Source organism: Seohaeicola zhoushanensis, assembly GCF_014656415.1.
In the GTDB taxonomy this organism is placed as follows: Bacteria; Pseudomonadota; Alphaproteobacteria; order Rhodobacterales; family Rhodobacteraceae; genus Seohaeicola_A; species Seohaeicola_A zhoushanensis.
Genome location: NZ_BNCJ01000004.1, coordinates 220,185 through 239,174, shown reverse-complemented (window position 1 = coordinate 239,174; position 18,990 = coordinate 220,185). Strand labels below are relative to the sequence as shown.

Sequence of the window (18,990 nt, the reverse complement as noted above, 5' to 3'; positions counted from 1 at the left end):
TCCATGCGAATGAGCGCTGACGAGCAGTCCGGAACCACGAACAAGGCCTATGTCCGCTCTCTGGAACGCGGACTGGTGACGATCCGTGCGCTGGGAGAGTTTCCCGATGGCGCCACGCTGAGCGAAGTCTCGGCGAAAGTTGATCTGGACCGGGCAACGACGCGGCGATTGCTTCTGACACTGGTCGACATGGGCTATGTCCGTCAGGACAAGAAGCAGTTCGTTCTTGCGCCGCGCGTGCTGGAGCTCGGTTTCTCGTATTTCTCGTCCATGCCGGTGTGGGAAGCGGCCCAGCCCTTCCTCGACTCCTATTGCGAGACGACGCTTGGAACCATCTCGATTGGCGTTCTCGACAATGCCGAGGTCATCTACGTCGCGCGGGCGCAAAGCCGCCGCAGCGTCTATGCGATAAACGTGACGGTGGGCTCGCGCTTTCCCTGCTATTCCACCTCCATGGGACGCGTATTGCTGTCCGGCCTTCCGAACGAGCAGATTGCCGAGGTTCTTGGCAGCATCGAGTTGAAGGCCAGAACCCCGAATACGACGGTGTCGCTTGGAGATTTGATGGCTTCGATCGAGAATGTCCGCGACCTCGGGTACGCGATCTCCAACGAGGAGACCGAGATTGGCATCCGTTCGATTGCGGTGCCCCTCCGTAACCGGAAGGGCGATATCGCCGCCGCCCTGAATACAAGTTTCCAAGTCTCTTACGCGACCACGGCCGAGCTTGTTGAGACCTACCTGCCGCAACTGCGGGACGTGGCGGCGAAGATCGAAGCCCTGAACATGCTTCCGTCGCGCAAGACCGGCAACTGAAGCCTTCCGGATCACTTGGCCTGCTCCACCGCAACCGCGGGACCGGCGAAGCGGGCGGCGGCCAGCAGGGCAACCAGGCCCACTGCCGCCACTGCGTTGACGATATGCGCGCCCGAGAAGATGTCGACCGGCAGAAGCAGCGCCAGCCCCACCAGGAGATAGATCGGCCGCATGAACCTGGTTACCGGACGCGTCAGGTATCCCGTAATGGCACCCGAGACGCACCACACGCCGACCAGCGCGGTAACGAAGGTGAAGGCGATATCGACCCAGTCACCTTCCATGATGAGACCCGGGGAGAAGACGAAAAGGAAGGGGATCAAGAAAGCTGACCAGCCGAACTGCACCGCCTTGAACGCCGTCTCCATCAACGGGGCCTTTGCCAGGGTCGCGGCGGCGAAGGCGGCGATTGCGACCGGTGGCGTGATCATCGACATCATCCCGTAGTAGAGCACGAACATGTGCGCCGCCATCGGGGAGACCCCGAGCTGGACAATGGAGGGCGCAACGAGCGTTGCGAGGAGAATGTAGACGCCCGTCGTCGGCATCCCCATGCCCAGGATGATGCAGAGAAGAGCCGAAAGGAGCAGCAGCGGGAAGAGCATTCCGCCGGCGATGCGAACAAGTTCGAGCGTCAGGCCGAACCCCAACCCGGTGATGTTCAGGACGCCCATGATGATGCCGGCCGCGCCGCCGATCATGAGCATTTCGAGCGATGCCCGGCCCGTGCTCAGGGTTGCCGTATACAGCGCCTTCAGGCTCAGGCGTGCGCCTCCGTAACCGAAGAAGTATCCGATAGGGATCACCGTCAGCGCGGCATAGAGAGCCGCCGTCTCGGGCTTCAGGTTGAAGTGGAACAGGCCGACGATGATGAACAGGAACGGGATGAAGTTGAGGAACCCCCGTCGCAGCGTCTTGGAGCCTGACGGGATGAGCGCCTTGTCAATGCCCGAGATCTTGTCGCGTGCGGCCTGCTGGTCCACCACGCAGAAGAGCGCCGCAAAATACAGGACCGACGGAATGATCGCCGCATAGACGATCGAGGTGTAGTCAACCTGGATGAATTCGGCCATCAGGAAGGCCGCGACGCCCATCAGGGGCGGCATGAGCTGACCGCCGGTCGACGCGACAGCCTCGATCGCAGCCGCAGACGAGGCCGAGTAGCCACCGCGACGCATCAGGGGAATGGTCACGCTTCCGGTTGCAACCACATTGGAGACGGCACTGCCGGAGATCGACCCGAACAGGCTCGACGCGAGCACCGCAATCTTCGAGGAGCCGCCGCGGTATCTCCCCATCATGGACATTGCCAGGTCGGTGAAGAACTTGCCGCCCCCGGCCGGTTCCAGAACGAAACCGAAGAACATGAAGGCGACGATCACGGTCGTAGCCACCTGCATCGGCACGCCGAAAATGCCATTGGCGTCCAACGTCAGATACGGCACCAGCCGTTCGAAGGTTACCCGTTGCCCCTGCAGGCTGCCAGGCAACAGGTAGCCGAAGAACGCGTAGAGCACGAACACGAGCAGCAACGCGAACAGAAATGTTCCTGCCGTTCGACGAAGTCCTTCCAGAATGCCGAGCAAGAGCAGGAGCGCTGCAGCAATTGTCGAAACCTCCGCGCCCTGGAAGTTGTAGATAATTGCCTCGTAACGCACCATGATGAAGATCGAGGTGAGCGCCATCACAACGGCGATCACCACGTCGTACCATGGCGGGCTACGGCGGGCAGAAGCCTGGTGGCCATTCGCCGGAACGAGCAGAAACAGCGCGGGAAGCCCCAGAGCCAGGATGCCCGCGTAATACTGTTCGTTCATGAAGAGCATGCCGACAGCCCGGTAGAGATCGGCGGCCCAGGCAAGGGCCGCCAGGACCAGAACAATCAATAAGAGATGTGCAAACTTGACGAGAACGGTTGCCTCGGATGAAGTTGCCACTTCGCTTCCGACTGAATCAGCGGAGACTTCCGCACCATGGTTTGCCATCATATTCTCGCGTTATTCTGGTTACTTGCCGATTTCGCTGTAAAACTTGAGCGCGCCATCGTGATAGGGCACACCGACGTCCGGATGCATGTTGTCCGGTTCGAACTCGGCCATGGGCGCATAGGCTTCGATCAAGGCCTGCTTGTTCTCGTGCAGCGCTTTCGCGATCTGGTAGACCACAGCCTCGTCCAAGCTCGCGCTCGCAGTCAGCACATACTTCGAAGACAAGACGTTGAGAGGCTCGGTCACACCCGGATACTGCGGATTCGGCTCTACCCGTTCGATGAACGAACCAGGCAAGACCTCTGCAGCACGCGCCTTGGCCTCTTCGGTGTCGGGAACAGAAATGAACCGGATTCCAACTGCCGCCTCTGCCTCGCGCGTTTTCCCGGAACTCAGCGAGAATGAAGTGACGTCGAGGTTTCCGGCAACAAGGTCGTCGACCGCGCGGCCCCCATCCGGAACCGGAATCAGAGTAACGTCATCCTTGGATACGCCCGCAGCAGCGAGTTTTGCGTCGAGCATCAGCGCCGCTGCCCGCACACGCGCGAAACCATCGGCCACGCGTTTGCCCTTGATGTCTTCGGTTGTTTGAATGTCCGAGTCCTTCCGGACCATCAACCCTGTCCGAAGTGTGCGCAGCACTGCGATGACCCGAATGTTCTCCTGCTTCTGGCCCCGATATTCCGTCCCGCCCAGCCAAGCCTGATAGAGTGGCGGCGTCGTGGCGATGGCCAGTTGCAGATCACCCGCGTTGACACGAGTAAGGGAAACTTCCGAGCCGCCTTCCGGGATGACACGGGGGTTCAAATCGGTCGCCTGGTCGATGATCTTCGCGACTGCCGCTCCGGTAAGATAGGAGGCAGAGCCCTGCGGGGACGTGCCGAGCGAGATGGTCTGCGCATGGCCGACGCCAGCAAAGGCGATTGCCCCGGCCATGGCCAGTGAACCTAGTATTTTCATGTCTTCTCCTCCCAATGCGGCACGGATTCAGATATGCCGCCCGCGTTTCCAAATGTCCCGCACCAAGGCGCAAAGCGGCGCAGGGTTTTTGCGCGCCCCTTGGCCATGGCACTTAGGTCCCCCCAATGCAAATGTGCGCATAGCGCACGTTTGTTCATTAAATGCTAGGCGAGTGCATCTTTACTGTCAACGTGTTTTGCGACCTGCCTTGGATGAGCAAGATCCCCGGCCGTCGCCAATGAGGCAGCTCCAACCGTGGATGATTGACAAACCTGCGGCAAAACCTCAAAATATCGCACAAATGTGCATCATGTGAACTTTGTGAGGCGATATGGAACTGCGTCAGAAATTCTTGGAGGGTATGAGCCGATCTGCCTCCACCGTTTCGGTGATCACAACTGACGGCCCGGCCGGACGGCACGGGGTGACGGTCAGCGCCATGTCGTCCGTTTCGGCTGATTCTGCGTCGCCTTCACTGCTCGTCTGCATCAACAAGACCAGCAGCGCCGCCGACGCGATCAGGGAGAACGGCGCCTTTTGCGTAAACGTGCTGCGCGACGACCAGGTCCGCCTGTCGGATGTCTTTGCAGGAAGGCACCGCGACGAGTATCCAGACAAGTTCGACTTTGGCGAATGGACCAGACTCAAGACCGGCGCCCCGGTCGTGCCCGACGCCCTGGTTGCCTTCGACTGCCAATTGAAGGAAGCCATCCTTCACGGCTCGCACTGGATATTCATTGGCGAAGCGGATGCTATCGAGTTCGCTGCGGGGATGTCGCCACTGATCTACGCCAACCGGGGCTACGCCAAGCCGTCTCCCCTGGTCACGCGGAAAGCAGCGGACACAACGGAGCGTTCGGTTACGGTGGGGTGTTCGACCAATTGGGGACCGTTCTTCATGGGAGGCATAGCTGCGCGGTTTGGCGGCACCCATCCCGATGTGAACCTGAATGTTGTCGAGGGCACCCAACGCGATCTGCTGATCGCGCTTGAACTTGGCGATATAGATTGCGCGATAACACACGATCTTGAACTGCCGGCCACACTTCAAACGCAAGAGTTCACCAAGCTGGAACCCTACTGCCTGTTGCCGGGTGGCGACATTTTCGAGGACAAGGAGGCCGTTGATCTCATTGAGCTTTCCCGACGCCCCATGATTCTTCTCGACAGCAGCCCGGTCACTGAAATGTTGGCCGGCCGTTTCTCCGACATCGGATTGACGCCCAACATCGCCTTCCGCGCACGAACGTTCGAGATGGTGCGCACTTTGGTCGGCAATGGCCTTGGCTATTCGATTCTGTTCACCCGACCGAACGGCGCGGCGGGCTATGACGGCACCACAACGACGAAGAAACGCCTTAAGGAGGGCAGCCTGCCCGCAATGTCCCTGGTATTGGCCACGCGGAAATCCGAGGTGACCACTCCGCTGGTCAATGACTTCATCCAAGCGTGCCTCGCGTGCAGGCCGGAGGCAGTCCAAGGCACCCGAAGCATTCTTCCGGCCACCGAGCCAACGGCATAGTCGGCACACAGGATAATTTTGCGACAAGCCTTCACGGCGTCCAGCGCCAGGCAAGCCTTGGAGCACGCGTCGTGGTTCCTGTGTTTCGACATGTCCCGATCTTCAGGCCTTGGCGACCACGAGACGCGAGACCGCGGCTCGCGTCACCTTCCGCGTCTCGGGACGCTGCTTGAGAGGGCTGCGCATACAAGCGGACCCCGCGACGATATCTGCCGCTTGTGAAAGGTCCCGCGAAACCGGTGCCATCCGCGATTGAAAGGGCCATCGCCGAGTCTGGCGATATCCTCCAAGGCGCGGGCGCATCAGAACGTGGCGCGACCTCCGGATATATCGAAGGTCGCCCCGGTCGAAAAGGAACAGGCTTCGCTGCAAAGCCAGCCGATCATCTGCGCCACCTCTTCGGGCGCAACGAAGCGGGCCATCGGCACATTCGCCAGCAAGGCACGTTTGCGATCCTCGTCGAGTTCACCGAAGATATCGGTCGGGCTCGCCGAGGGCGTGACCGCGTTGACCAGCACCCCGGTCGTGGCAACTTCCTTTCCCAGCGACTTGGTCAGAGCGATCTGCGCGGCCTTCGAAGCGGCATAGCCTGACACGAAGGGGTTCCCATCCTTGCCCGCCACCGAGGCCACGTTGACGATCCGCCCGTATCCGCGCGCCGACATATGCGGGACCAGGGCCGAGCAGCAGTGGAAGGTGCCCATCAGGTTGATGCGCAGAACCGCCTCGAAGTCGCTGGCCAGATAGGTGCCGACCGGCGCGCGCGGGCCGAGCGTGCCGGCGTTGTTGACCAGGATGTCGACCTGTCCGAAATGGTCGATGGCGGCCCTTGCCGCTGCCTGAACCGCCTGTTCGTCGCCGACGTCGGCCTGGACTATGTGGACCTCGGTCATGTCAGCCAGTTCCGTCGCCGCGGCCTCCAGGCGCAAGGTGTCGCGCGCCCAGAGCGAAAGGCGGGCGCCACCGCGCGCCAGCAACCGCGCGGTCTCCAGCCCGATACCCCGGTTGCCCCCGGTCACAACGGCAACCCGGCCCGCGAAGTCCGGTCGAGCAATCGTGGGCATGTCACTTCTCCTCGCGCATTTTTGGTTGCGCAAACGTTTACCATCCCTACCGTACACAAGGAAAGTCCCGGATTCGAAAGGGTATGAAAATGGACGCTCCGCATCGGGATCGCGTGATCCGTGGATTGACTTCTGTTCATTTGAATCGCCCCGGAACCACGGGATAATCATATATATCCTTGGCCATCGGCCATGCGAGCCTATCTGCGCCGACGGGAGGAACTGCTGCGGCGTTCATGTTGTGGGAAAGGGAGGACACCTTGAAACCAAGCCTGAAGATCAGAAATATCGTTTACGCAGTTGTCGCTGCGAGCATCTCGACTGCAGGAACGGCCTGGGCCGAGACCAAGCTGGTCTATGCCGGCTACATTTCCGAGCGCTCCATCGCCACGACGCTGGACACCTGGTTCATGGATCAGGTCGAAGCGCGCAGCGGCGGCGACATCAAGTTCGAGCGCTATTACGGTGGCGCGCTGATGAAAGCGCCGGACATCTATCCCGGCTTGGCCCAGGGCGCCGTCGATTTCGCGACGGGTACGCCGCAGGCCTACAACCCGAAGGACTATCCGCTGTCGAACGTGGTGCTGCCCTGGATCACGGAAAAGGCCGACGCGGTGGTCTATGCCTTCCGCGATCTCTACGAGGGCAACGCCGACCTGCAGAAGGAATTCTCCTCGCAGGGTGTCAAGATGATGTGGGCCCTGCCCTTCCCCGATGGCGGCATCTGGGGCAGTTTCCCGGTGCGTATGCCCGAGGACATGAACGGCAAGCGCATTCGCGCCGTTGCCGCGATCGCCTGGGGCGTGGAGGCTGGCGGCGGCTCGCCCGTGCCGATGAGCTTTGCCGACGCCGTCGAGGCGGTGAACCGCAATGCGCTGGACGCAATGGCCAATACGCCCTTCGACAGCGCGGTGAACAACGGCGTGCCAAAGGTCGTGGCCTATGCGTCCGATGCCGGACGGCTTGGCATCAACAGCGTCTCGATCGCCTCGCTGAACCAGGCGAGCTATGACCGGCTGAGCGATGCACAAAAGGCGGTCATCAACGAGGTCGCCGCCGAGGTGCCGGGCCGCTATGTCGAGCTGATCAACGCGAGCATGAGCAAAGCTGCCGAGCGGTTCCTCGAGGAAGGCGCCGAAACCGAGGTGATCCTCGCCACCGACGAGGAAGCCGCCAAATGGCAGGAAGTCATGGGACCGCTGATGCGCTCGAAATACATCGAGATGGCCTCTTCGGTCACGGAGAATGGCGGCGCGATCTACGACCAGTTCGTCGAGCTCGTCCGCAAGTATGAACCGGAGGCCGTCTATACGCCGGGCCTGGCCACCTACGTGAAGTTGAAGGCCGGTCACTGAGACCGATCAAACCATTGGCCGGCCGTTGTGGACCCCCCACGGCGGCCGGTTCTGTCAGGCGAGAAGAGGAGGCCGCCCGATGAAATTCTTCCATGCGATATCGCGCTTCAGCGTGGCCGTCGGCTCTCTGAGCGGACTTGCGACCGGGATCATGATGGTCGTGATCCTGGTCGACGTGATCGGGCGCGCGTTCTTCGCCGCACCACTTCCGCTGGCAACCGAGATCAGCGTCATGCTGCTGATTGTAAAGGTCTTCCTGGGCATGGCCGGTGCGCAGGCCACCGATTCCAACTTTCAGGTCACCGTGCTGACCGATCAGTTGTCGACACGGCTTCGGCATTTCCAGCGCCTCCTGACCCTTCTTATCGCGCTGCTTGGCATAAGTCTCATCACCTGGTTCGCCGCCAAATATGCGATCTCATCGACGCAGAAGGGCGAGATGTCATTCGGCGTGCATCCCTGGCCGATCTGGCCCGAGCGGATCATCCTGGCGGCCGGCCTGGTGCTGCTGGTCGTGCAGCTGGCGGTCGATCTGATCGGCACCATGATCTGGGGCGAGGCCAAGATGAAGGCCGGCCTGCCCGACCATAGCGGCGCGATCTGAGGTTCACTGAAATGCAATCCATCGACCTCGCACTCGGGTTCGGACTTCTGGGCGGGATGCTGATCCTGCTGCTGATCGGTCTGCCGATTGCCTATTCGCTGCTGACCGCCGGTCTCGTCGGCCTGATCCTGACGCGGCCCTGGATGGCGGTCGAGTTTCTTGTCTCGACCTTCCCCTATTCCGCCTCGGCCAACCTGGCCTATGTCGTGCTGCCGCTATTCCTGTTCATGGGGCACATGAGCTTTTCCGCCGGCATTGCCCATCGCGCCTTCGACAGCGCGAGGGTCTGGGTCGGCGCCCTGCCCGGCGGCATGGCCATCGCAACGGTATTTGCCTGCGCGGGGTTCGCGGCGGTGTCGGGGTCTAGCCTTGCGACCTCGGCCACGGTGGCGCAGGTCGCCGTGCCGCGGATGCTGAAGGAAGGCTATTCCCACGCGATTTCCGCAGGCAGCGTCGCCGCCGCCGGAACGCTCGGCGTGCTGATCCCGCCCTCGGGGCTGCTGATCGTCTATGCCATCGCGACCGAGACCTCGGTGCCCGACCTCTTCCTCGCCGGCATCGTGCCCGGCATCCTGACCGCGGTGCTCTATGCGATCATGCTGTTCGGCTGGGTCAAGCTGGTGCCGGGCGCCGGCCCTTCGGTGCGCGGGCAGCGCACCACGATGGGCGAAAAGATGAGGGCTGCCTTCCAGAGCTGGGAGATCCTGCTGCTGTTCCTGATCGTCATGGGCACCATCTATCTCGGCATCGGCACCGCCACCGAGGCGGCCGCCTTCGGCGCGGCCGGGGCCGTGCTGATCGTCGCGCTGCGCGGTGGCAACCGGCGGGCAATCATCTGGCGCGGGCTGGTGGATACCGGCGTCACCACGTCGAGCGTCTTCCTGCTGATCATCGGCGCGGGCTTCTTCGGCCTGGCCCTGACCACGACGCAGGTGCCCCAGCAACTCACGCTCTGGCTGACGCAGTTCGACCTGCCGAAGTGGCAGCTGACCCTGCTGTTGCTGCTCCCCTACCTCTTCCTCGGGTTCTTCGTCGACGCGATCACCATGATGCTGCTGACCCTGCCCATCATCTTCCCGGTGGTGCTGGCGGCCGGCATCAATCCCATCCTGTTCGGCATCCTGGTGACGAAATGCGCGGAGATCGGAGCGATCACCCCTCCGGTTGGCCTGAACATATTCGTGGTGAAGAACACGGTACCGGAGATCGACGTGATGCACGCCTTCAAGGGAGCAATCCCCTTTGTGGTGGTGGAACTCATCATCATCGGGCTGCTGGTGGCCTTCAATGATATCGCCCTGATCCTGATCTGAGGAGCGTTGAACGAACAGCAAAGGCCGCCCCGAGCGATCCGGGCGGCCTTTCTGTCTTGGAGTTGCTACGTTCAGAGGGTGTTCTTGACCGCTTCCACGATGCGTTCGACACTCGGGATGTAGGCATCTTCGAGGTTCGGGGCGAAAGGCACCGGCGTATGCGGGCAGGTCACCATCCCGACCGGGGCCTTCAGGGCGTCGAAGGCCTGCGAGACCGCCAGGGCGGCCACGTCGGCGGCCAGCGAGCAGCGCGGCGGGCTTTCGTCCACCACGATCAGGCGGCCGGTCTCGTCCAGGCTGTCGAGGATCGCCTCCTCGTCGAGGGGCGAAGTGGTGCGCGGGTCGAGCACAGTGACCTTCACCCCGTCTTTCGCCAGCCTATCCGCCGCCTGCATCGCGCGCGGCACCATCGCCCCGAAGGCGACGATGGTGGCGTCGCGCCCGTCGCGCAGAATATTGGCCTCGCCGAAGGGGATCTCGTAGGCCTCTTCCGGCACCTCGCCCTTCATGTCATAGAGCGCCTTGGATTCGAGGAACACCACCGGGTCGTCGTCGCGGATCGCCTTGATCAGCAGGCCCTTGGCGTCATAGGGGTTCGAGGGCATCACCACCTTGAGACCGGGGATCATGGTCAATATCGGGTGCAGGTTCTGGCTGTGCTGCGCGCCGGCGCGCATCCCCGCCCCGCCCATGGTGCGGATCACCAACGGCGTGCGGGCCTTGCCGCCGAACATGTAGCGGAACTTGGCGGCCTGGTTGTAGATCTGGTCGAGACAGACGCCGATGAAGTCGACAAACATCAGCTCGGCCACCGGGCGCATCCCGGTCACCGCCGCGCCGGCGGCAGCCCCGATGATGGCGCTTTCGGAAATCGGGGTGTCGATTACCCGGTCGGGGCCGAACTTGGGATAAAGCCCCTTGGTCACGCCCATGACGCCGCCGACCGAGCCGACATCGCCGCTCCCGCCGGTGCCGCCGCCCACGTCGATGCCCATCAGGATGACGCTCTCGTCGCGCGCCATCTCCTGTTCGAGAGCCTGGTTGATCGCCTTGCGATAGGAAATTACGGCCATCTCTCGCCTCTCAATATTTCACGTAGACATCGGCTTCGAGCGTCGCGAGCGCCGGCAAGGGCGCCTCGCGCGCGGCGGCGGCCGCGGCGTCGATGCGGGCGCGCACCTCGGCATCGATCTCGTCAAGCTCGGCCGTCTCCAGCAGCGCTGCGTCGGCAACCTTGCTGCGGAAGCGCAGGATCGGGTCATTGGCGCGGGCGGCGGCGAGTTCGTCGGGGCCGCGGTATTTCTGCGGATCGCCGACGAAATGGCCGAGGAACCGCGCGCAGTGGGTTTCAAGCGCATAGGGCCCCTTGCCCGCGCGCGCATGTTCCAGCGCCTCGCGCATGGCGGCCTGGACCGCGAAGAAGTCACCTCCATCCACGCTTTGCGCCGGCATCCCGAAGGCGGCCGCGCGGTCGGTCAGCGACGGGGCCCCGACCGAGTATTCGGCCGAGGTGAACTCGCCATAGCCGTTGTTCTCGAAGACGAAGATCATCGGGACCTGGAGGACCACAGCCATGTTCATGGCTTCGAGCGTGGTGCCCTGGTTCGAGGCGCCATCGCCCGAAAAGGCGACGGCGACGCGGCCGGTGCGGCGCAGCTTCTGCGTCAGGGCCGCGCCCACGGCGATGGGCGGGCTGCCCCCGACGATGGCATTGGCGCCCAGCATCCCCTTGTCCATGTCGGCGATGTGCATCGATCCGCCCTTGCCGCCGCAGATGCCGCCCTGCTTGCCCATGATCTCGAGGAACATGCCCTCGACCTCGCAGCCCTTGGCGATGCAATGGCCATGGCCGCGATGGGTCGAGCCGATCTGGTCCTCGTCCGTCAGGTCGAAGCAGATGCCGGTGCCCGATGCCTCCTGGCCCAGGTAGACGTGGGCAAAGCCGGGAATGGTGCCGTCGGCGAATTCCTTCTCGACCCGCTCCTCGAAGGCGCGGATCGTCATCATGGTGCGATAGGCGCGTTTCAGGTCGTCACGATTGAGTTGCATGTCCCCTCCTCAGATCAGCTCGCGCAGCAGGGCACCGACCCTGGAGGCCGCCTCCAACTGCGGCAGGTGGCCGGCTTCGTCGAGCCAGTGCACCGACCAGCCGGGTGGCAGCGCTGCGGTATCGGGCGCGCCGACGATGGCGTCGTTGTGGCTGGCGATCAGCGTCGTCTCGGGCAACTCGCCCAGTCGCGCGCGCAGGGCGGCCATGTCGGAGCCTTCGAGCATCCGTTCGCGCAGGAGGCCCAGCGCGGCCTGCGCACCGTCAAGGCGCAGCATCCGCACCACGCCGTCCACCATGTCGCGGCTCACGGTATCGGGATCCCGCACGAGCAGTTGCAGCGCCTTCTTCACGTCGCGCGCCTTTTCGGCGGTCACGATGGCTGACAGGAACTCGTCCGAAAGGGTGCCTCCGGGCAGGCCCGCCGGGCAGACCAGCGCGAGCCTGGAGACGAGATCGGGACGATCGAGCGCCAGTTGCATTGCAATTGCGCCGCCGAGGGAATGCCCGGCGACCACCGCGTCAGCGACACCAAGGTCGTCGAGCACGGCGGCGACATCCCCGGCCATGGTCGCCAAGGTACCGTCGCCGACGGCCTTTTCCGACGCCCCGTGACCGGGCAGGTCAGGCGCGATGACGCGGGCGACGCCCTTCAGGTCCTCGATGGTGAACATCCAGTTGTTCAGATCGCCCGAGAAGCCGTGCAGCAGGACAATCGCAGGGCCCGAACCGGCGAGGCCGACATTGATCCGCTTGCCCCGGGCTTCGACGGTCTGGAGCGCGAGCGATGCGGTCTCTTCCCCTTCGTCTTCCTCGACCACCGCGACCGGGCTGGCGGCGATGAAGGCGTCGATGTCGTCCTCGGAGGCCTTGCCTTCGACCAGCACGCCGATCAGCGCGCCGACGGGCATGACCTCGTCTTCGCCAGCCAGTATGCGCACCAGCCGGCCGGAATTGGTGGCCTGCAGGGTATTGGTGATCTTGGTGGTCTCGATGTCGATCAGATCATCGCCCTCGGCCACGTCATCGCCAATGGATTTGAGCCATTCGATGATGGTGCCCTCCTCCATGGCGAGGCCCCATTTCGGCATTCGGATTGCCTTGATAGTCAACGTGATGCTCCTCAGCGGCGGATGACCGCGGTGCGGCCATCCCAGTCGCGCGCGGCCTCGCGCACCTTGTCGTTGAGCCGCCCAGCGCGGCCGGTGATGTCGTAGAGTTCCATCGTGGTGGAAGGGTAGTCGCCCTGGGTCTCGAAATAGGCGAGCCGGTTGTCGCCGATGCGCCCCGATTGCAGCACGCGGTGACCGGCAGCGAGGATGCGCGCCATGTCACCGTCGAAATCGGTGGTCCAGGCCGAGGTGTGGTGCAGCACCTGTCCCTGCGCCGCGAGGTGGTCGCGATAGGCCGAGGGCACGTCGTTCTTCTGTTCGATCAGCTCGATCTGCATGTCGCCGTCATTGGCCAGCGCGATGGAAAGTTCGATGGGCTGCGGCGTGCCCCGATACTGGAAATCGTCGATCACGACTTTTTCAAACAGGAAGAACGGGCCGATGCCCAGGGTTCCGCTCCAGTGATGCATCGCCGCCTCGATATCGCGGACGACATAGCCCAACTGGCGCACAGGGCCGAATATGCGGCTCATGCGCTGTCTCCTCTTGCAATGCTTTCCTGGTGTTGATGCCGCCTCGAAGGGTGAAACCGCAAATGACCAGTCGGCCATTTGCGGCATGAGGCGGCCTCATGCGCCGGGGTCAGGCGATGAAGGAACCGCCGTTGACGCTGAGCGTGATCCCGGTGACGTATGACGACATGTCTGATCCCAGGTAGAGCGCCGCGTTGGCGATATCCAATGCCTGCCCCGGCCGGCCCAGGGGATAAGCCTTGGCCGCCTCGATCTTGCCCGGATCGGCGGAAGGGCCGCGGCGCGAAAAATCGGTCATGATGAGACCCGGCGCAATGGCGTTGGCACGGATACCCTCAGGGCCGAACTCCTTGGCCATGGCGCGGGTAAGACCCAGCACGCCGGCCTTGGCGGCGCAATAATGCGGGCCGCCGAAGATGCCTCCCCCCTGCTGGGCCGAGAGCGAAGAGACGTTGACGATGGAGCCCACGCCATGTGTCAGGTGCGGCAGCGCGGCCTGGGTCATCAGCAGCGTTCCGCGCAGCACCACGTCGGTCACGAGGTTGTAGTCCTCCTCGGTAATCTCGGCGACCTTGCGCCGCTGCGTGAGGCCGGCGTTGTTCACGACGACATCGAGCCGCCCCCATTTTTCCATCGCCGCGGCTACGGCCTGCCCGCAGGCGCCGGCGTCGGTGACGTTGCAGACCAGACCGATCGCGTTCTCGCCAAGTGTGGAGGCGGCCTGGGCGGGATCTTCGGCGGCGAGGTCGCACAGCGCGACCCTGGCGCCGTGTTCAATGAAAAGCCGCGCAGTGGCGAAACCGATTCCGGTTTGCCTTCCCGCTCCGGTGATGATCGCCACGCGACCCTTGAGTAATCCGTCCATGTCAGTCCTCTCCTGGAAATGTCAGACAGCGGGTCGGAACCGGACGGCCCGTTTGACCATCTTCCGAAACCACTGATTGCCGGGGTCGGCATCGCGGCTTGCGTGCCAATACAGGTGAAAGTCCATCCGGCCGATCTCGAAAGGCACCGCGAGCAGTTGAACCGCCTCGGATTCGCGGAACATCTCTGCAAGACGGCGCGGCATGGTGGCCACCAGATCGGAGTCGCGCACGGCGTTGTAGGCCGCGAGGTAGTGCTGGCAACGCAAGCGGATCTGGCGACGGTGCCCCAGACTGCGCAGCTTGGAATCCTCGAACGTGTCGCCCTCTTGCCGGACGCTGATCTGCACGTGCTCGCAGTCGAGGTAGGCGTCGAGATCGTATTGGCGGCAGGCCAATGGATGGCCCGCGCGGGCGACCACGCAGAATTCCTCCTCGAGGATGCGCTCGCTCAGCACTTCCTCGGGCTGCTCAAGGCAGACATCGACAATCGCATCGACCGCGCCGGAGGCCAGCCGGGTGGACATCGCGGTGCGACGGACATGCATCGAGACCAGCGTGGCCTGTGCCGCTTCGCCGCGCATGGCGTCGGCCAGAGGTGGCACGAGTGATGCCTCCAGCACGTCGCGTACGCCAAGGCTGTAGGTGCGCGCGATTGTCGACGGGTCGAACTCAGACCGCGGATCGAACAGGGCCTCGAGCCGCTCGAGCCCGGCGCCCGCCTCCTCGGCAAGCTTGCGCGCCATCGGCGTCGATACGAGGCGATTGCCCTTCCGCACGAAGAGCGGGTCATCGAACAGCAGGCGAAGGCGGCCAAGGCCATGGCTGATCGCGGATTGAGTGAGGTTGAGGCGCTCGGCCGCGCGGGTCACGCTGCCCTCGCGGTAGACGGCGCAGAGGATCACCAGAATGTTGAGATCAGGTCGCCGCATCTGCCTGCCGCTTGTTGGCCCGGAACCGCGCATCCCGCACAATTTCGCCCATATTGTGAAAACGTTTGTGCAAGGCTAGGCCAGCCAGAAAACTCTGTCAAGACACAGTGGAGAAGGCGGCGCGAAGGCAATAACCTCAGATTATTATAGGAATTATCACGGGACCGGGGAGTCGGAAACCATAGTATCAGGCGCGCACTCAGACGGCAGGCGCAAAGCGCCACACTTGACAGCCCAAAATTTTGGTGCGCACATGAGCAAACGATTCCGCATCAGATACACCAAAGGCGGAACGCCAAGAAAACGCCGGAGGAAGACCTTGACGACCAGCACGAACCCGCAAGATTCCCGCCGTCTGCCACTGCGTCGCCCGCCCTATGACGACGCGACCCGCAAGACGATCGAGAATACAGCCTTCCGGGGCCTTTCTCCGCTGAACCTGCGCCTTTCGATGGCGCATCACCCCCTCCTCGCCTCGCGCTTCCAGGCCATCGCGCATGCCGTGCTGTTCGAGGCCGAAGTTGCCCTGCGTCCGAAGGAAATCGCGATCATCCGCACCACCGCGCGCGCCGGTGCGGAATACCCCTGGGGCATGCATGTCGAGATCTACGGCGAGCGGTGCAACCTTGACCGGGCGATGGCCGACGAGCTGGCGGAGGCTGCAGACTGGCAAGCCCTGAGCGATCCGCGCTGGACCGATGAAGACCGCCTCATGGTCAGACTGGCCGACGAGCTGCACGAGCGGGCGAATGTAAGCGACGAGACCTGGTCGGAGCTGAATGCGAAATGGCCGCAAAACCAAGTGATCGAACTGGTCTTCGCCTGCGGCGTGTATCGCCTCGCCTCCTATTACACTAATACCACTGCGGTGCCGCTCGAAGACGGGCAGGCGCATTTTCCCGAGGGTCATCGCAAAGGGTAGAAATCGTGTCGGACCGAAGCCGCAAAACCATCAAGGACGTTGCCGCCGCCGCCGGCGTTTCCATCGGAACCGCGTCGAGGGCGCTGAACCGGACGGGACGCGTCAGCGAAGCCACGGTGATCCGGGTGACGAAGGCTGCGCAGAAGCTCGGCTACCAGCCGGATGCCATCGCCCAGAGCTTGCGGCTGAAGTCGACCAAGGTGGTCGGAATGCTGGTCACCGACCTGTCCAACCCCTTCTTCGCAGGCGTCATCCGCGCCGCCGAGAAACGGTTGCAGCAGGCCGGATATGCGCTGCTCGTGGGAAACACCGACAACGAGAAGGCCCGTGAACGCTTTCTGATCGACCTGTTCCAGCGGCGCCGTGTCGACGGGCTGATCGCAGGCCCCTGCGAGAGCGAAGACGCCGAGATGCTGGAAGAGCTGGATCGCGGCGGACTGCCGGTCATCGGTTTCGACCGGGATTTCGGGGCGGGCCAGAGCGGGCTGCACGTCGACCACCGCCGCGCCGCCTTCGAGGCAACGCGGCACCTTCTGAACCTCGGGCACGAACGCATCGCACTTCTGTCGTCCAGCAGCACGCTCAGCCCCGGCAGGGAGCGGATTGCAGGCTATGCCGCGGCGCTCGAGGAGCGCGGCATCGCGCTGAACAACGCGCTGATACGGGCGCACAAGTCTTCGATGGAATTCGTGGCGAGCGAAGCGCTTTCGTTGATGTCGCTGCGCCCTGCCCCGACCGCCTTCCTTTGCCTCGGCACAAGGATGCTGGCCGGAACGCTGCAGGGGTTGCGACAGAACGGGCTGAGCGTTCCCGATGACGTCAGCGTTCTGACCGTCGGCGATACCGACCTCGCACGGCTTTATGCGCCGTCGATCAGCGCCGTGACCTGGGACCTCGAAAGCGTCGGGCAGATGCTGGCCGAACTCATGCTGCGCCGCCTGGAAGAAGGCGAGAGCGAGAGCGAGCCCCGTCGCATCATGATTCCGACCCAATTCATCGACCGCGAATCCTGCGCCCCTCCGGGGCACAGGCCCGAAACATGACGAACTGAACGTGGGGAGAGGCAAGTGGGAGACAGGCTGAAGGACAAGGTGGCGGCGGTGATCGGTGCCGGATCGATCGGCGCCGGTGCCAGCAACGGGTCGGCCGTTGCCGCGCTTTTCGCGCGTGAGGGTGCGAAAGTGCTCTGTGTCGACATCTCGCCCACGGCGGCCCAGAGAACCGTTGACGAGATCACGAGCGCCGGTGGAATCGCCAGCGGCTTTACCGCCGATGCCTCGGACACCGCGCAGATTGCCGCCGCCGTCGAAGCCTGCGTCGACCGCTACGGTCAGATCGACGTGCTGCACTACAACGTCGGGATCGAAGCCTTTGGCGAGTTGATCGACGTCACCGACGAGAGCTGGGACAGAGTTTTCGACATCAACCTGAAGGGCGCGATGGCCGCGGCGCGGGCCGCCGTTCCGCACATGATGGCCCGCAAGACAGGCTCGATCATCAATGTCAGCTCGATCGCCAGCCTGCGCTGGAGCCAGATGCAGTTCCTGTCCTACAACGTTTCGAAAGCCGCGCTGAACCGGATGACGCGGGTCGTTGCACGGCAATATGCGCCGCACAACGTGCGCTGCAATGTCATCCTGCCCGGCCTCATCAACACGCCCCATGCCGCCGCGCTGTTCAAGACCGAGGAAGAACGTCTCGAAGCGATGAAGGCGCGCGATGCCCGCTGCCCGATGGGCCGGCAGGGCACGCCGGAGGATATCGCGATGGCGGCCCTGTTCCTGGCCAGCGACGAATCCCGCTATGTCACCGGCCTGGAAATGGTGGTGGACGGCGGGATCACGCTCTGAGTGTCAGTCGATGAACTCGTACATAAAGCTCTCGGCACCATCCCGGCGAATGCGCCCCGCCGTCGGACCGGCGAAATGAATCGGCAGCATCAACTCGCCGCTGTCGGCCAGCCGCTCGGTCAGCGCCTCGCGCGTTGCGCGGGCACGGGGCACGTCCATGTCGCCGTTGTTGACCAGATGCGGTTCGCGGAACTGGATGGGGTGGTGGATCGCGTCACCCGTGATCAGCCCCTCGCCCCGATTGCCTTCGACGTTGACGCAGAAATGGCCGGGGGTGTGACCGGGCGTCGGGATCAGCGTCACGCGCTCTTCCAGTCCCAGTCCATGCACGAAATCGAAGCCCACCAGCTCGGCCTGCCCTGCCTCGACCACCGGCAGAACGCTGTCATGCCAGGAGCCGCGATTGATCGGCGTCTCGGGCGTGGCGGCCTGGCGGGCCGAATGCCCCTCGAACTCGTCCCGGCCGAAGATATAGCGCGCGTTCGGGAAGGTCGGGACCCAGCGCCCGTTCTCGAGCCGGGTGTTCCAGCCGACGTGGTCGACGTGCAGGTGGGTGCACATCACCATGTGAATGTCGGCCGGGGTCAGGCCGTGGCGCGCGAGATCGCGCATGTAGCGGTCCCCGGCGAGCTGGTTCCAGAATGGGGTGCCGGGACGATCCTTGTGATTGCCGACACAGGTATCGACCAGCATGTTGAACCCGCCGGCCCGGATCAGGAAGCTGTGAAAGCTGAGGCTGATGCGGTTGGCCGCGCGATCGAAGAGAAAGTCCTGCATCCAGGTCAGGTTCCGGTCGATGGTCGGCTGGTCGATGTTGTGGAACAGCCAGAACGGGTCGAGCCAAAGGCTCTCGTTCTCGACGATACGGTCCACGGTCACGCCGCCCAGGTCGATGGTTCGCAATTCGGTTCCTCCTCGGAATTCACTGGCATCCAGACCGGCTCTCATTCCGCGGTTTCTGCAGGTTTCATTCCGCGCGGCCCATCTGTCGTATCGTTATATTGCGCTCGATTGTATGAATTGAAAGAGCGAATCTCTCCGCGACGAGAAATTTACGGCCGGAGGGAAAATGGAATTGCCAAAGCCGGCCGATGGTCCGGCCCATCACA

Annotated in this window: 18 protein-coding genes; 8 read left to right on the top strand and 10 right to left on the bottom strand. The window is 63.3% G+C overall.

Annotated features, from left to right (window positions below; translation table 11 throughout):
• Positions 1–9 precede the first annotated feature (9 nt).
• On the top strand, positions 10–816 hold the full coding sequence (locus IE266_RS10785) for an IclR family transcriptional regulator domain-containing protein (RefSeq protein ID WP_189680089.1): 807 nt from the start codon (positions 10–12) through the stop codon (positions 814–816).
• An 11-nt stretch (positions 817–827) separates the two neighbouring features.
• On the opposite strand, the gene IE266_RS10780 is transcribed toward IE266_RS10785, so the two are convergent.
• Both IE266_RS10780 and IE266_RS10775 read right to left on the bottom strand, forming a co-directional pair.
• Entirely contained in the window at positions 828–2,801 is a 1,974-nt protein-coding gene (locus IE266_RS10780; protein WP_189680088.1) for a TRAP transporter permease, read from the bottom strand.
• A 21-nt stretch (positions 2,802–2,822) separates the two neighbouring features.
• Positions 2,823–3,764 (bottom strand): TAXI family TRAP transporter solute-binding subunit, encoded by a 942-nt coding sequence (locus tag IE266_RS10775; protein ID WP_189680087.1) that lies wholly within the window; start codon positions 3,762–3,764, stop codon positions 2,823–2,825.
• Positions 3,765–4,095: 331 nt separating this feature from the next.
• Here IE266_RS10775 and IE266_RS10770 point away from each other — a divergent pair, with 331 nt between their 5' ends.
• The gene (locus IE266_RS10770) at positions 4,096–5,286 is read left to right on the top strand and encodes a flavin reductase (protein WP_189680086.1); all 1,191 of its coding nucleotides are present in this window, start codon (positions 4,096–4,098) and stop codon (positions 5,284–5,286) included.
• 302 nt (positions 5,287–5,588) lie between these two features.
• Here the strand turns inward: IE266_RS10770 and IE266_RS10765 are convergent, their stop codons facing one another.
• A complete protein-coding gene (locus tag IE266_RS10765; protein ID WP_189680085.1) occupies positions 5,589–6,350 on the bottom strand; it encodes an SDR family NAD(P)-dependent oxidoreductase in 762 nt (253 codons plus the stop codon).
• A 260-nt stretch (positions 6,351–6,610) separates the two neighbouring features.
• On the opposite strand from IE266_RS10765, the gene dctP reads away from it, so the two are divergent.
• The 3 genes from dctP to IE266_RS10750 all read left to right on the top strand — a co-directional run bounded on the left by dctP (position 6,611) and on the right by IE266_RS10750 (position 9,622).
• Positions 6,611–7,705, top strand: a complete 1,095-nt coding sequence (gene dctP / locus IE266_RS10760; protein ID WP_189680084.1) for a TRAP transporter substrate-binding protein DctP — start codon at positions 6,611–6,613, stop codon at positions 7,703–7,705.
• A gap of 79 nt (positions 7,706–7,784) precedes the next feature.
• Positions 7,785–8,309, top strand: a complete 525-nt coding sequence (locus IE266_RS10755; RefSeq protein WP_189680083.1) for a TRAP transporter small permease subunit — start codon at positions 7,785–7,787, stop codon at positions 8,307–8,309.
• A gap of 11 nt (positions 8,310–8,320) precedes the next feature.
• Positions 8,321–9,622 (top strand): TRAP transporter large permease, encoded by a 1,302-nt coding sequence (locus IE266_RS10750; protein WP_189680082.1) that lies wholly within the window; start codon positions 8,321–8,323, stop codon positions 9,620–9,622.
• A 71-nt stretch (positions 9,623–9,693) separates the two neighbouring features.
• Here IE266_RS10750 and IE266_RS10745 read toward each other — a convergent pair whose 3' ends face one another.
• From IE266_RS10745 to IE266_RS10720, 6 genes are all read right to left on the bottom strand, one after another.
• Complete coding sequence (locus IE266_RS10745; RefSeq protein WP_189680081.1) at positions 9,694–10,695, bottom strand: alpha-ketoacid dehydrogenase subunit beta; 1,002 nt, start codon at positions 10,693–10,695, stop codon at positions 9,694–9,696.
• Between the two features lie 10 nt (positions 10,696–10,705).
• On the bottom strand, positions 10,706–11,671 hold the full coding sequence (locus IE266_RS10740) for a thiamine pyrophosphate-dependent dehydrogenase E1 component subunit alpha (RefSeq protein WP_189680080.1): 966 nt from the start codon (positions 11,669–11,671) through the stop codon (positions 10,706–10,708).
• A 9-nt stretch (positions 11,672–11,680) separates the two neighbouring features.
• A complete protein-coding gene (locus tag IE266_RS10735; RefSeq protein ID WP_189680079.1) occupies positions 11,681–12,781 on the bottom strand; it encodes an acetoin dehydrogenase dihydrolipoyllysine-residue acetyltransferase subunit in 1,101 nt (366 codons plus the stop codon).
• A gap of 11 nt (positions 12,782–12,792) precedes the next feature.
• Complete coding sequence (locus IE266_RS10730) at positions 12,793–13,314, bottom strand: VOC family protein (protein ID WP_189680078.1); 522 nt, start codon at positions 13,312–13,314, stop codon at positions 12,793–12,795.
• Between the two features lie 109 nt (positions 13,315–13,423).
• Complete coding sequence (locus IE266_RS10725; protein ID WP_189680077.1) at positions 13,424–14,179, bottom strand: SDR family NAD(P)-dependent oxidoreductase; 756 nt, start codon at positions 14,177–14,179, stop codon at positions 13,424–13,426.
• A gap of 21 nt (positions 14,180–14,200) precedes the next feature.
• Entirely contained in the window at positions 14,201–15,109 is a 909-nt protein-coding gene (locus IE266_RS10720; protein WP_189680076.1) for a LysR family transcriptional regulator, read from the bottom strand.
• A 319-nt stretch (positions 15,110–15,428) separates the two neighbouring features.
• On the opposite strand from IE266_RS10720, the gene IE266_RS10715 reads away from it, so the two are divergent.
• The 3 genes from IE266_RS10715 to IE266_RS10705 are packed head-to-tail and all read left to right on the top strand — an operon-like array spanning position 15,429 to position 17,881.
• Positions 15,429–16,031 (top strand): carboxymuconolactone decarboxylase family protein, encoded by a 603-nt coding sequence (locus IE266_RS10715; protein WP_189680075.1) that lies wholly within the window; start codon positions 15,429–15,431, stop codon positions 16,029–16,031.
• Positions 16,032–16,036: 5 nt separating this feature from the next.
• Entirely contained in the window at positions 16,037–17,074 is a 1,038-nt protein-coding gene (locus IE266_RS10710) for a LacI family DNA-binding transcriptional regulator (RefSeq protein ID WP_229864025.1), read from the top strand.
• Between the two features lie 24 nt (positions 17,075–17,098).
• Entirely contained in the window at positions 17,099–17,881 is a 783-nt protein-coding gene (locus IE266_RS10705; RefSeq protein ID WP_189680074.1) for an SDR family NAD(P)-dependent oxidoreductase, read from the top strand.
• Between the two features lie 3 nt (positions 17,882–17,884).
• Here the strand turns inward: IE266_RS10705 and IE266_RS10700 are convergent, their stop codons facing one another.
• Positions 17,885–18,784 (bottom strand): MBL fold metallo-hydrolase, encoded by a 900-nt coding sequence (locus IE266_RS10700; RefSeq protein ID WP_229864023.1) that lies wholly within the window; start codon positions 18,782–18,784, stop codon positions 17,885–17,887.
• Positions 18,785–18,990 lie beyond the last annotated feature (206 nt).

Coding starts and splice junctions, on each gene's coding strand:
- IE266_RS10785 (WP_189680089.1), top strand. CDS start 10: ATGAGCGCTGACGAGCAGTCCGGAACCACGAACAAGGCCTATGTCCGC.
- IE266_RS10780 (WP_189680088.1), bottom strand. CDS start 2,801: ATGGCAAACCATGGTGCGGAAGTCTCCGCTGATTCAGTCGGAAGCGAA.
- IE266_RS10775 (WP_189680087.1), bottom strand. CDS start 3,764: ATGAAAATACTAGGTTCACTGGCCATGGCCGGGGCAATCGCCTTTGCT.
- IE266_RS10770 (WP_189680086.1), top strand. CDS start 4,096: ATGGAACTGCGTCAGAAATTCTTGGAGGGTATGAGCCGATCTGCCTCC.
- IE266_RS10765 (WP_189680085.1), bottom strand. CDS start 6,350: ATGCCCACGATTGCTCGACCGGACTTCGCGGGCCGGGTTGCCGTTGTG.
- IE266_RS10755 (WP_189680083.1), top strand. CDS start 7,785: ATGAAATTCTTCCATGCGATATCGCGCTTCAGCGTGGCCGTCGGCTCT.
- IE266_RS10750 (WP_189680082.1), top strand. CDS start 8,321: ATGCAATCCATCGACCTCGCACTCGGGTTCGGACTTCTGGGCGGGATG.
- IE266_RS10745 (WP_189680081.1), bottom strand. CDS start 10,695: ATGGCCGTAATTTCCTATCGCAAGGCGATCAACCAGGCTCTCGAACAG.
- IE266_RS10740 (WP_189680080.1), bottom strand. CDS start 11,671: ATGCAACTCAATCGTGACGACCTGAAACGCGCCTATCGCACCATGATG.
- IE266_RS10730 (WP_189680078.1), bottom strand. CDS start 13,314: ATGAGCCGCATATTCGGCCCTGTGCGCCAGTTGGGCTATGTCGTCCGC.
- IE266_RS10725 (WP_189680077.1), bottom strand. CDS start 14,179: ATGGACGGATTACTCAAGGGTCGCGTGGCGATCATCACCGGAGCGGGA.
- IE266_RS10720 (WP_189680076.1), bottom strand. CDS start 15,109: ATGCGGCGACCTGATCTCAACATTCTGGTGATCCTCTGCGCCGTCTAC.